Raw genomic sequence first — 12,392 nt, forward strand, 5'->3', positions numbered from 1 at the left:
CGTCGAAGTATTCATGGTGATCACAACCGATTGGTGACAGGCAGATGAAGATCAAATGTGGGAGCGACGGTGCGGCGATCCCACAGGGGGTTCCGGGTTATTTGGGATAACCGGCGCGTTTCATCTCGCGTTCAGTTGAGGTTTGCGCGGCAGCGAGTGCTTGATCAACCGACATCTGTCCAGTGAGAGCCGCCGAAAACAACTTCCCTACGGAAGTCCCAATCGCCTGGAACTCGGGAATGGTGACGTACTGGATTCCAACGTAAGGAACAGGCTTGATCGAAGGGTGTGCAGGGTCGGCGTGCTGCATCATCTGCAAGGTCACTTGCGCGAAAGGCGCGGCCTTCAAATAGGCCTTGTTATAGGTGGACTGCCGAGTGCCGGGCGGCACATTGGTGATTCCATCTTTTTCAGCGACCAATTGAATGTATTCTTTCGACGTCGCCCAGGTAATAAAGGCTTTTGCGGTGTCTTTGTGTTTGGAGGTTGCCGGTATGGCCAGAGACCACGCATACAGCCACGACGAACCTTTATCGGTCACTTCCGTAGGTGCAGGAGCAAAGCCCACACTGTCGACGACCTTGCTCTGCTCCTTGTCCGTGGTGAACGAGCCCGCGACGCTGGCATCCACCCAGATGGCGCACTTACCGCTGTTAAACAGTGCGAGGGTTTCGTTGAAACCATTGCTAGACACGCCTGGCGGCCCATACTTCTTGAGGGTATCAACGTAGAAATGTGCCGCCGCTGTCCACTCAGGGCTGCTTAGCTCCGGCTGCCATTTTTCATCAAACCACCGGGCACCAAACGCGTTTGCCATGGTGCTCATTAGAGCAATGTTTTCACCCCACCCTGCCTTGCCGCGCAGACACATTCCATACTGCCCCTTGTCAGACTCATGGAGTTTGGACGCAAATTCGCCGAGCTGCGTCCAGGTCGGGTGATCCGGCATGCTAAGACCTGCTTGCTTGAACAGATCAGTACGGTAATAGGTGATCGTGCTTTCGCCATAGAATGGCAATGCGTAGAGCGTATTGTTGACCGACAACCCCTGACGGACTGAAGGAAAGATGTCTTCCAGGTCGTACTCCGGTGGCAACGCCGTGATCGGTTCAAGCCAGCTTTTGGCGCCCCACAAGGGCGTTTCATAAGTGCCAATGGTCAGCACATCGAATTGGCCGCCTTGTGTGGCGATATCGGTGGTCAGGCGCTGACGCAGAACGTTTTCTTCCAGTACCACCCAATTGAGCTTCACATCGGGATGCTGCTGTTCAAAAATTTTGGAGAGTCGCTGCATGCGGATCATGTCGCCATTGTTCACAGTGGCAATGGTCACTGTTTCGGCGGCTTGACTGACGAGGGCGAAGGACAGGCCAGCGGAAAGGAAAAGCGCTTTCGGGATTTTCATCGTAGTGCTCTCCGCTCCGCGCCTTGGACGACGGGAGCTATTATTTTTGTTGTTAACCACCGCTGGGCAATTACAGCTTTTCAGCAATGGGGGACGATTTGATTACAGCACCTTGAAATAGCCACGACAAACGCGCAACGGACGGCCAACTGATACTTTTTTAACCTGGCCAGCGAAGCCTTCTGCGAATCAAAAAAGTATCAGTGATACGCAATCTTGAACTAGCAAGCGCCTGCGCACAGGGCGTATGTTGCTCGCATACAAACAAGAAATAACCAATCCGGGGTCTGCCATGACTGATAGCCGAACAGCGCTTTTCGAACAGCGCCCCGCCGAACTGGAAGTCATCCTTCCCGAGCCCGATCATTGCTTTCGCTGGTATGAGCACGACTACCCCTACTCCCTTGCTCGCTGGAATCACCATCCAGAATTCGAAATTCATCTGATCCGCCAAGGCAGCGGCAAGCTCGTTGCTGGTGATTACATTGGCGCATTCGGCACCGGCCACGTAGCACTTATCGGCCCTGACCTTCCCCATGATTGGATAGGCGATCTGAGACCGGGTGAGTTCTTGAAGGGGCGCGACGTTGTGCTGCAATTTGATGGTGCAGCCATTCTGGCGTTGCGCAGCACAATGCCCGAGTTAGGCGAGCTTCAGCACCTTTTTGAACGTGCACGCTGTGGCTTGGAGTTCACCGGAGCAACCGCAGTACAGGCGGCTCGATTGATGGAAGATATCGGCCCTGCGCAAGGACTTGAACGCCTTATTCTTTTTCTGCAGTTGATCAACGTACTAATGAAAGCGCCAACCCAAGACGCTCATACGCTGGCCAGCGCTTGCTACGCGCCGACCCTGGACGACCGAAGTTCTGAACGCATCCATAAGGCCTTTGACTATTTGTTGACTGAGCTCACTGGCGACATTCGCCTGTCGGTGATTGCTCGGCAATTGGAAATGAGCGAGCCCGGCTTTTCGCGCTTCTTCAAGCGGGTAACCGGCCATGGCTTCATTGATCTGATGCGTAAACTCAGGGTTCAGCGCGCATGCCGACTATTGTTGCAAACAGAGATGTCCGTGGCAGACATCTGTTTTGAGGTTGGCTATGAAAACCTTTCCAACTTCAACAGACACTTCCGTATCGAAATGGAACAGACACCGAGTGAATATCGTCGCGGAACGGCGATGAACCTGTTCAATCGCAACGGTCTCCAGGCTGTCCTGGCGCACACAAAAGCCCATTAAGTAATGAACGCCTGACCGATGCGGGTTAGTCATCCGCATCCCACAACAAGAAGGAAATCACAATGGTGTTGCCTCGCGCAGTCGTATTTGGCGAAGCCCTGACCGACCTGGTACAGGGTCATCCTGGACAATGGCAAGGGTATCCGGGCGGTGCGCCATGGAATGTCGCACGAGCGCTGAGTCGCTTGGGAGTCAGCACGGCATTCGCCGGATCGGTGAGCACCGATTCTCTGGGCGATGAGATTGTCCAGAAATCGGCTGCGGCAGGACTGGATATGCGGTTTATCCAACGAACAGAGCGCGATCCGCTGGTTGCCATCGTTCCCTCTAGTCGTCCGCCAAGGTATTTTTTTGCTGGAAACGCCGATTTGTCTTTCGATCCCGAACAGCTACCGAACGATTGGATTTTGCATGCTGAAGTCTGTCATTTCAGTTGCATTAGCCTGACCCGCCAACCATTGGCGGACACGTTGGTAAGCGTGGCACAACTGGCGAAACGGGAAGGCAAACGGATAAGTTTTGACCCGAACTGGCGTAACCTGATGGACAGACAATACCGAGAGCAAACTTTCCCGTCAGTGACCGCCCTTGCCGACATGATCAAGCTCTCGGACGAAGACATTCGGCATATCTATCCAGGGTTGACCGAAACCCAGGCAATCAATGAGATTCGTGCCATCAACCCGCACGCTCAAATCCTGTTAACGCGCGGTGAATGCGGCATGGCGCTTTACACCTGCGATGGCTACTACGAACAGTCCGCTTACGTTGTAGACGTCGCAGATACAGTCGGGGCCGGAGATGCTTCTATGGCCGGTTGGCTCGCCGCAGACTTGCTTGGGATCTCCGATCTGCAAGAACGCCTTCGTTTTTCAGCCGCTTGTGCATCTGTATCTTGTTGTTATGCAGGTGCCCATGCGCCAGCAATGGCCGAAGTGAAAAAGTTGCTCAGCGCCGTTCCCAGTATTTGACGAAATGGGTCGACTGCTGAGAGGCATCTAAAAATGTTTTTCGCGACAATGAAAAAGGCCCTCAGGGCCCAATGCCAGTCAGTTAAGGGTATGTGTAGGAGCAGCCGGTCGACGCTCGATTGCTCCGGGCGGCGCTCCGACGATGGACCTGAGGGCGACGCGTTTATCCAGCAAACACGCGTCATCGTTAACGTCCATCATGCCCTGAGCCTTTCCGTCAACACGGTTTTGCAGTGTCCGGCTCCATGAACAAAGGCGAGCCGCTGCCAGCGAGGCTGCGGCTGTTCAGATGCTGAGTTGAGCGCCTGACCGGGGGAATTTCCTTGCCAGCCGACGATTGTGAAATATCAATTACCCGCAGTAGTCATGGAGATGGGCATCTATCGCTTCCCCTTCATGCAGACTACGGAAAGATAAGCACCCCAAAGAACACCACATAGGGCAAGTATTAGCTCCGGATTGAAAATGTTCTGATCGACCGGCGCCACCAGGATTTCGCTATAAAGGCACAAGGCACCCGCGATCAACGCAATGAAGTAGCCGGTCTGGGTTCTAGTCCGGCGCAGCAACAGAACCTTTTTCAGACCCTCGTCTTTCCATTCTTGAAGGGGCATGCATTGGATCTCCTCCAGCAGCACCACACCCCACAGCAACGCGCACAACCAATAGCCTATCATCATGATGTCCTCCAGTTAGAACATTGATTCAACATGAATACAGCGCGCACTCCGCGCTTAACTTACGAATATCGATTCCAGAGTCTTTTCTGACTCGTGCAATTTGCTCTCATGCATATTCTGAAACAGGTGAGAAGGTTCGAGCGGCTGCCAGGGACGGCGATGCAGGACCATAGACGGGGAGTCCGAGCGGAGCACGCCCGGTCTCGTTGCCAGTGGTCGCATCCCGCTGGACCAGTTCGGCGGCGTCGAAGTCATATTCCCAGTGGCCTGCCTTATTCCACTCGTGGAGAAAGTAGGTATAAAACGGCACAAACAGTCCCTGGCCCGGTTCAGCGTATTGCAGCCCGAACACGTACTCAGGCTGGTCCTTCATTTCACGACCACTATGGCAATGCTGGACCCAGACACGGTCGTCGAGGACGACAACCTTCCAGAACGGGTCGTGGTCGTAGAACTTCAGCGAAACTTTCTTGCCGCGTCTGCGGCACTCATTAAGGAACGCAATGCTGGCGGCAAGTTCCTCTTGAAAGGTCGAGGTCGTAATTTCTTCTGGAAGTGAGTCGACTCGCTTGCGCGCTGCTACGCCAAGCGGATTGAGCAGCATGACGCGGATTTCATACGCCGTCGTGAAGACGTCTTTCAACACGCTATCTGGGGCAATCAGGGTTTCGTACCCCGTGAGCGAAAGGATGGAGGCGTGACGCGCCGCCGGTAAAGAGCGGACCAGATTCCGTTCGTGAAGGGTCGAAAGCCATCCCTTGCGAGGATGTCTCGCAAAGAGCAGGGAGGCCATCTTCGCGCTTGTCAGACGATGGTGGTTGCCCCATGCGCGTTTGCACAGATAGAACAGAACCATCAAGGTTGAGGCCAGCACGATTTCTGTCGCAAGCAGCAGATTCGAGTTCAACTCCACGCGTGGCCACCATACATAGAGGATGTACCGGGCGGCATCCGGCATGGCAAACGCCATAGCCATTGCGAGCAAGGTGATGACGCCATGTGACATGACGTGCTGCAGTATGGCTAGAAAGTCGTGTTCTTTGCTGATTGGTTCCATGGGGTACTGCTCCCATTTGGTGATGGTTGCCAGCAGGACAAAGCTTCTGGTAACAGGGACTTGGCTAAACGCTCCAACATGCGGCGCATAGCGGCAAGTTCATGGATCTTGTCGTAGGAGGCGTAGGCTCCCGCTTTTGTGAAGTACTTCCAATGTGTCGGATCAGCACAATTGCTGGCCACTATGACTTTTGTCAGCGGATACTCGGCTGCGACCACACGCAATACTTCCATGCCATTACCGTCGCTGAGGTTGACGTCCAGCAAGACGACATCGGGTGGTTCATGCCGGATGGCGGCGATAGCGGTCGATGCGCAGTGGAACGCCCCGGCAAGTGACAGGCCCGCGATCCGCGGCGACACCGTGTGCCACAACGCTCGCACGACGTTCGAATCCTCAACGACAAACAGGCGCAAGGGGCCTGAATCTCTGGCTGGCATCAGTGCAGTCAATGGTTTTGTGTTGGTGACCTGCATGATTTGACCTCTCTTTTTTGACATGGCTGTACAAGACGCTGACGAAGACAACTCCATTCAGCGGACGAAATCTTGCAGAGAGGTAACTATGCTTAAGTGCAACGAATCCCACTATCGACGTTAGCAGGAGTTCTTTGTGGAGATATCGGCCAAGAACTTGTAGTGATTCCACTACAAGCAGGCTGGATCGGGCGACGCTTCGGCGAAGCCGGGCATGTGCTGCGCATCATTGCTGCACAGTTCGTTAAACCGCACATGAAGTTCAATCAGAACGATTCAATGATGCCGAGGCGTTTACCGCAGAGAGTGGAGGATGCCGAAAACGATTGAGTGGCTCGGCTGCGTCGGATGGCAGGGCGTTCTAAGTTAACAGGCCGTTTTCGAGTGCATAGCGGGCCAGTTTTGCGTTGCTGTCGATCCCTGTTTTTTCCAGGATGCGTGCCCGGTACGTCGTGACGGTACTCGGGCTTAAGTGCAATATCTCAGCGATGCGGACAATTCTCTCGCCTGAAGCGAGGAGCTTTAGTACTTCAAGTTCCCGGTCCGATAGCGCTTCGTGGGGTGCCGCGTCGCCTCTGCCGATAGCGTTGACCAGTTTTTCTGCCAGTTCAGGACTGACGTGCTTGCCGCCTGAGGCCACCTTGCGAACTGCCGCAACCAGGGTGGCTGCGGAAATATCCTTGGTGAGGTATCCCGCAGCGCCGTGCTTGATTGCGCGTAACGCATAGGCCTCGACCGAATGCATGCTCAACATCAGAACGGCGAGCTTGGGCTTCTCCGCACGCATGAGCTTGAGGAGTTGGAGGCCGGTCTTATCGGGCAGCTGAATATCTACCAGCGCCACGTCGAAATCTTGCTCCCGGACCAGGAGCATTGCTTCTTGTGCCGTCTCTGCTTCACCCGTTACGTCGATCTCGTTGGCAGTCTCCAGCATGCGTCGCACGCCGTTACGCACGATGCTGTGATCATCCACCAGCAAGACTCTGATTCTGTGGTCAGTCATCTGTATTTTCCATTCGCACCCGCAAGGCCCTGGCCGTATCGTGTCTCGATGTACAGATGATGTTGAACCCGCCGGCACAGTGGCGCGCGCTCATGCAGTCCCACACTAACCCTGCGGCCGGTGGCCGGCAAGCCATGGAATCTGCTGCAGAGTTTGACGTTAGCAGGCAGGTAGCGCACTTGCACTGTTGCCTCAGGCGTTAGCGCTCACTTCTCCGGACTGCCGGTGCAGTCGATTGGAACAGCCTGTCTCCGGAAGCCATCAGTCGGCCACTACCACCCGGCATATTCAATCGGCATCCGCCAGGCAGCCAGGCTGGGATTGCACTGCAGGATGACAATTTCCCCAGGATCTGGGGCATTGCGCCAACCTTGCTAATATTTCGTAAGCCAGCGCTCAGTTTTCAGCATGGAAAATACTGCAAAGCCGGCTCCTGCGGCAATGGCAATCCTGGAGTCGACACCCGTGTGGGCATTCAGTCCGGGGGCATTTCCGGCCTCTGGCGCCTAAGCTCTCAGGTGTGTCTGCATGCGCCCATGGCTAATGCCTTGCGCGTGGCATCAATTTTAACTGGACAGAGACATGGCCACAGTGACGACACCGATCGAAGTTTTCGACATGAAGACATTGCTGGCAGCGCTGAAGTCGTTGCGCAAAGGTGACTTCACCACGCGTATGCCGGAAGACTGGACCGGCATGCCGGGCAAGATCGCCGACACGCTCAATGAGATCATCGACATGGCGGCCGACACCACCACCGAATTCGAACGCGTGGCGCGACTGATCGGCAAGCAGGGCAAGGTCGATGAGCGTATCGAATTGCCGATGATGAAAGGCTCATGGCAAAAGATCGTCAACTCGAGCAATGCGCTCACCAGCGACCTCATCAGCCCGATGAACGAGATAATTCGCGTTGTCGGTTCGGTTGCCGAGGGTAATCTGAGCCAGCAAGTACCGCCGGTACTCGACGGCCTGAAGCTCCGGGGCCAGTTCCTCAAATCCGCCCAGATCGTGAACACCATGGTGACGCGACTGGGCTCCTTCGCTTCCGAGGTGACCCGCGTGGCCCGCGAAGTCGGCACTGAAGGGATTCTCGGTGGGCAGGCCAATGTCAAAGGGGTGTCCGGCACCTGGAAAGACCTGACCGACTCCGTCAACGACATGGCCGCCAATCTGACCACCCAGATGCGCAACATCGCTTACGTGACGACCGCGGTGGCCAATGGCGATCTGGGCAAGACGATTACCGTCGAAGTCAGGGGTGAGATTCTCGAGCTGAAAAACACCATCAACACGATGGTCGGCCAGCTCTCGAGCTTCGCTGCGGAGGTGACCCGCGTGGCGCTGGAAGTCGGTACCGAAGGCAAGTTGGGCGGTCAGGCGGAAGTGCGCGACGTATCAGGCACCTGGCGCGACCTGACCGAATCGGTCAACGGCATGGCGGCCAACCTGACCACCCAGGTGCGCAACCTCGCACAGGTGACGACGGCGGTGGCGCGCGGCGACCTCGGCAAGAAAATTACGGTTGAAGCCAAGGGCGAGATTCTCGAACTGAAAAACACTATCAACACGATGGTCGACCAACTCTCCAGCTTCGCCGCGGAGGTGACACGCGTCGCGCTGGAAGTCGGTACCGAAGGCAAACTGGGCGGACAGGCCGAAGTGAGCGGCGTATCCGGTACCTGGAAGGACTTGACCAATTCGGTCAACGGCATGGCGGCCAACCTGACCACCCAGGTGCGCAACATTGCCGACGTGACCACTGCGGTGGCCAACGGCGATCTGTCGCGCAAGATCACCGCCGAAGCGAAAGGTGAAATTCTCCAACTCAAGGAAACCATTAACACAATGGTGGACCAGCTCTCGACCTTTGCCGACGAAGTGACGCGCATGGCACGCGAAGTGGGGACTGACGGCAAGCTCGGTGGCCAGGCCAAGGTGGCGGGCGTCGGTGGAACCTGGAAAGATTTGACCGACTCGGTCAACAGCATGGCGGCCAACCTGACCAATCAGGTCCGCAACATCGCCGACGTGACGACGGCGGTGGCCAAAGGCGACCTGGGGCGCAAGATTACCGTGGAAGCCAAGGGCGAAATCATGGAGCTGAAGAACACCATCAACACAATGGTGGACCAGCTCAATAGCTTTGCCGCCGAAGTGACGCGGGTGGCGCGCGAGGTCGGCACCGAAGGAAAGCTCGGGGGACAGGCACAGGTGCAAGGCGTATCTGGCACCTGGAAGGATTTGACCGAAAACGTGAACTTCATGGCGGCCAACCTGACCAGCCAGGTGCGAGGCATCGCGAAAGTGGTGACCGCGGTAGCCAACGGCGACATGAAGAAGAAACTGACACTGGAAGCCAAGGGCGAGATCGCCGAACTGGCCGACACCATCAATGGTATGACCGATACGCTGGCGCTGTTCTCCGATCAGGTGACCTCGGTGGCGCGTGAAGTGGGCGTCGAGGGCAAGTTGGGCGGCCAGGCCAACGTGCCGGGTGCTGCCGGCACCTGGCGCGATCTGACCGACAACGTGAACGGTCTGGCGGCCAACCTGACCAATCAGGTGCGCGCAATTGCCGACGTGGCGACTGCCGTGACCAAGGGCGACCTGACTCGTTACGTGGAGGTGGAAGCAAAGGGTGAAGTGGCGGAATTGAAGGACAACGTCAACGAGATGATCCGCAACCTGCGGGAAACCACGCGGCAAAACGCGGAACAGGATTGGCTCAAGACCAATCTCGCGAAATTTACCCGCCTGCTGCAGGGCCAGCGCGATCTGGCGGCAGTCTCCAAGATGGTGCTGTCAGAACTGGCTCCGCTGATCAACGCCCAGCACGGTGTGTTCTACATGATGAACGAGAGCCCGCCCGATCCTGCGAAACTCAAACTGCTGTCGGCTTATGCGTATAAGGGAAACATCAATGTAAACGATGAGTGGCGGCTCGGCGAGGGCCTGGTCGGGCAATGCGCTTACGAGAAGCGGCGCATCCTGCTGACCGATGTACCCGGAAATTACGTCGCGATTTCATCGGGACTGGGTGCGGCCGCCCCGCTGAATATCATCGTGTTGCCGATCCTGTTCGAGAACAAGGTCAAGGCCGTCGTCGAAATGGCTTCGTTCACGCGCTACAGCATCATTCATCAAACCTTCCTTGATCAGCTTGCTGAATCGATTGGTATCGTGCTCAACACGATCGAAGCCAATATGCGTACCGAAGAACTGCTCAAGCAGTCGCAATCGCTGGCGCAGGAGCTGCAAAGGCAACAAGAAGAGTTGAGACAGACCAACGAGGAACTGGAGGACAAGGCTGGACTGCTGGCGGAGCAGAAAGCCGAAGTCGAGAGCAAGAACCGCGAAGTCGAAATCACCAAGCTGTCGCTGGAGGAGAAGGCGGAGCAGCTGATGCTGACCTCGAAGTACAAGTCCGAATTCCTCTCCAGTATGTCCCATGAGCTCAGAACGCCATTGAACAGCTTGCTGATCCTGGCCCAGCAGCTCAGCGACAATGCGGAACACAATCTCACTCCCAGGCAGGTCGAATATGCCAAGACCATCCGTAGCGCGGGCAAAGACCTGCTGGAGCTGATCGACGAGATTCTCTATCTGTCCAAGATCGAGTCGGGTACGGTCACACTGGATCTGAATGAAGCGCTGTTCGCCAATCTGCACGACCAGATCGAACGCACCTTCCGGCCGGTCGCCGAAAGCCGAGGCCTCACCTTCACGATTGAACTGGCGCCTACCCTGCCCCCCGTCATCTGGACCGACGAAAAGCGCCTGTTGCAGGTGGTCAAGAACCTGCTGTCCAACGCCTTCAAGTTCACTGAGCAAGGCAGCGTCAAGATCAGCATCGCGCCCGCTGTGTCCGGGTGGAGCGTGGATCACAGCGAACTGAATCGCGCCGATACGGTGGTCGCCTTCGTGGTCACCGACACCGGCATTGGCGTATCTGGCGGCAAGCAGAAGCTCATCTTCGAGGCGTTCCAGCAAGCAGATACCGGAACCTCACGAAAATACGGCGGCACCGGCCTCGGCCTGTCGATCAGCCGCGAGCTCGCACACCGGCTGGGCGGTGAGCTGCGGCTGATCCCCGGTGAGGGCAAGGGCAGTACTTTCGCGCTGTACGTGCCCTTGCGTACACAGGATGCCCAGCGTCAGACGCTAGACGAATCAGCGACAGAGACAGAGACAGTACCTGGCCAAGTCAAGCGCGACCTCATGTCAGGTCCGTCTGCACAGATACTGGACGACCGCGAATCTGTCCAACCCGGGGACCAAGTGCTGCTGATGCTCGAGGGCGACGCCCGATTCGCCGGCATTCTGCTCGAGGCTGCGCGCCAGAAGGGGTTCAGGGCTATCGTCACGACCCGTGGCGCGGATGCACTGGAGCTTGTCGAGCGCTTCAAACCCGCTGCGATCACGCTAGACCCGGGCCTGACGGACATCGATGGCTGGTTGCTACTCGAGCAGTTGAAGCGAAATTTCGCCACGCGTCACATCCCGGTCCAGATCATCTCGATCGCTGACGACCGCACACGCGGGCTGCGCTATGGCGCTTTCGACTATCTGCTCAAGCCGGTCACAGCCGACGAGATTCAAAATGCGCTGGTCGGCATCGTGGCATTCGCACGGCGCAAGACCAGGAGTCTGCTGCTCATCGACGGCGACGAAGGGAACCGCGCCCGCATCCTCGATCTACTTGGCAACACCGACGTGAAGATCGCAACGACCGACAGCGGCGCTGATGCCTTGAAGAAACTGGCAAAGAAACGCTACGACTGCATGGCAATCAATCTCAAACTGCCCGACGCATCCGGTATCAGGTTTCTCGAGGCGCTGCAGGAAGACCACGCATTGCGTGAATTGCCGATCGTCGTCTATGGTGCAGAAACACTGACCAAGCCGGAACACGAGCGTTTCAGGACACTGCTCGGCAAGGGCGTCATCAAGGCAGTTCAATCCCCCGAGCGCATACTCGACGAAACCGCGCTGTTTCTACACCGCGTCGTAGCCAAGCTGCCGCAGACCCAGCGCAGGATGCTGGAAAAGCTCTATGAGGGTTCGGACAGTCTGGAGGGTAAAAAGGCCCTGGTAGTCGACGATGATGTGCGCAATATTTTTGCCCTGACCAGCGTGCTTGAGTCCAACAAAATGCTGGTGGCCACGGCCGAAAACGGCCGAACCGCCATAGAACTGCTGCAGCAGCAGCCCGATACCGACATCGTGCTGATGGACATCATGATGCCCGAGATGGATGGCTTTGAAACCATGCGCCAGATCCGTACATTCAAAAGATTTGAAACCCTGCCCATGATTGCGCTGACGGCCAAGGCGATGATGGGTGACCGTGAAAAGTGCATCGAAGCAGGAGCATCGGACTATGTCAGCAAGCCGGTGGATACCGACCAACTGCTGTCACTGATGCGCAAATGGCTCTATCGATGACTCTGTACCGCGCTCATTGCGCGACAGCAAAGGTGGCAATGTGCGCAAGGCCCGCTCGATTTTACCGGTGCTGCCGTTATGGCAAGATGCGCTAGCGCAAACCGAAGTG

The 12,392-nt window shown here is 56.5% G+C and carries 9 protein-coding genes; 4 read left to right on the plus strand and 5 right to left on the minus strand.

Going from position 1 to position 12,392, the window contains the following annotated elements:
• Nucleotides 1-97 precede the first annotated feature (97 nt).
• Nucleotides 98-1,405, minus strand: coding sequence for an ABC transporter substrate-binding protein (locus tag AC07W5_RS16590; protein ID WP_495023840.1), 1,308 nt, complete (start codon nucleotides 1,403-1,405; stop codon nucleotides 98-100).
• A gap of 292 nt (nucleotides 1,406-1,697) precedes the next feature.
• On the opposite strand from AC07W5_RS16590, the gene AC07W5_RS16595 reads away from it, so the two are divergent.
• A complete protein-coding gene (locus AC07W5_RS16595; RefSeq protein WP_495023841.1) occupies nucleotides 1,698-2,648 on the plus strand; it encodes a cupin domain-containing protein in 951 nt (316 codons plus the stop codon).
• A gap of 62 nt (nucleotides 2,649-2,710) precedes the next feature.
• A complete protein-coding gene (locus AC07W5_RS16600; RefSeq protein WP_495023842.1) occupies nucleotides 2,711-3,619 on the plus strand; it encodes a carbohydrate kinase family protein in 909 nt (302 codons plus the stop codon).
• A gap of 380 nt (nucleotides 3,620-3,999) precedes the next feature.
• Here AC07W5_RS16600 and AC07W5_RS16605 read toward each other — a convergent pair whose 3' ends face one another.
• The 3 genes from AC07W5_RS16605 to AC07W5_RS16615 form a co-directional block, all read right to left on the minus strand.
• The gene (locus tag AC07W5_RS16605) at nucleotides 4,000-4,299 is read right to left on the minus strand and encodes a hypothetical protein (RefSeq protein ID WP_495023843.1); all 300 of its coding nucleotides are present in this window, start codon (nucleotides 4,297-4,299) and stop codon (nucleotides 4,000-4,002) included.
• Nucleotides 4,300-4,405: 106 nt separating this feature from the next.
• Complete coding sequence (locus AC07W5_RS16610; RefSeq protein WP_495023844.1) at nucleotides 4,406-5,356, minus strand: hypothetical protein; 951 nt, start codon at nucleotides 5,354-5,356, stop codon at nucleotides 4,406-4,408.
• Nucleotides 5,323-5,832, minus strand: a complete 510-nt coding sequence (locus tag AC07W5_RS16615; RefSeq protein ID WP_494991699.1) for a response regulator — start codon at nucleotides 5,830-5,832, stop codon at nucleotides 5,323-5,325. The genes AC07W5_RS16610 and AC07W5_RS16615 overlap by 34 nt, the downstream gene beginning before the upstream one ends.
• A 162-nt stretch (nucleotides 5,833-5,994) precedes the next feature.
• Between AC07W5_RS16615 and AC07W5_RS16620 the strand changes: the two genes are divergently transcribed.
• Nucleotides 5,995-6,162: a hypothetical protein gene (locus tag AC07W5_RS16620; RefSeq protein WP_495023845.1), complete on the plus strand. Its 168-nt coding sequence runs from the start codon at nucleotides 5,995-5,997 to the stop codon at nucleotides 6,160-6,162.
• 31 nt (nucleotides 6,163-6,193) lie between these two features.
• Here the strand turns inward: AC07W5_RS16620 and AC07W5_RS16625 are convergent, their stop codons facing one another.
• A complete protein-coding gene (locus AC07W5_RS16625; protein WP_494991700.1) occupies nucleotides 6,194-6,835 on the minus strand; it encodes a response regulator in 642 nt (213 codons plus the stop codon).
• A gap of 618 nt (nucleotides 6,836-7,453) precedes the next feature.
• Here AC07W5_RS16625 and AC07W5_RS16630 point away from each other — a divergent pair.
• Nucleotides 7,454-12,283, plus strand: coding sequence for a response regulator (locus AC07W5_RS16630; protein ID WP_495024015.1), 4,830 nt, complete (start codon nucleotides 7,454-7,456; stop codon nucleotides 12,281-12,283).
• Nucleotides 12,284-12,392 lie beyond the last annotated feature (109 nt).

Source organism: Pseudomonas sp. GW821-FHT01E05 (genome assembly GCF_059422425.1).

Coding starts and splice junctions, on each gene's coding strand:
- AC07W5_RS16630 (WP_495024015.1), top strand. CDS start 7,454: ATGAAGACATTGCTGGCAGCGCTGAAGTCGTTGCGCAAAGGTGACTTC.
- AC07W5_RS16590 (WP_495023840.1), bottom strand. CDS start 1,405: ATGAAAATCCCGAAAGCGCTTTTCCTTTCCGCTGGCCTGTCCTTCGCC.
- AC07W5_RS16610 (WP_495023844.1), bottom strand. CDS start 5,356: ATGGAACCAATCAGCAAAGAACACGACTTTCTAGCCATACTGCAGCAC.
- AC07W5_RS16615 (WP_494991699.1), bottom strand. CDS start 5,832: ATGCAGGTCACCAACACAAAACCATTGACTGCACTGATGCCAGCCAGA.
- AC07W5_RS16605 (WP_495023843.1), bottom strand. CDS start 4,299: ATGATGATAGGCTATTGGTTGTGCGCGTTGCTGTGGGGTGTGGTGCTG.
- AC07W5_RS16625 (WP_494991700.1), bottom strand. CDS start 6,835: ATGACTGACCACAGAATCAGAGTCTTGCTGGTGGATGATCACAGCATC.
- AC07W5_RS16600 (WP_495023842.1), top strand. CDS start 2,711: ATGGTGTTGCCTCGCGCAGTCGTATTTGGCGAAGCCCTGACCGACCTG.
- AC07W5_RS16595 (WP_495023841.1), top strand. CDS start 1,698: ATGACTGATAGCCGAACAGCGCTTTTCGAACAGCGCCCCGCCGAACTG.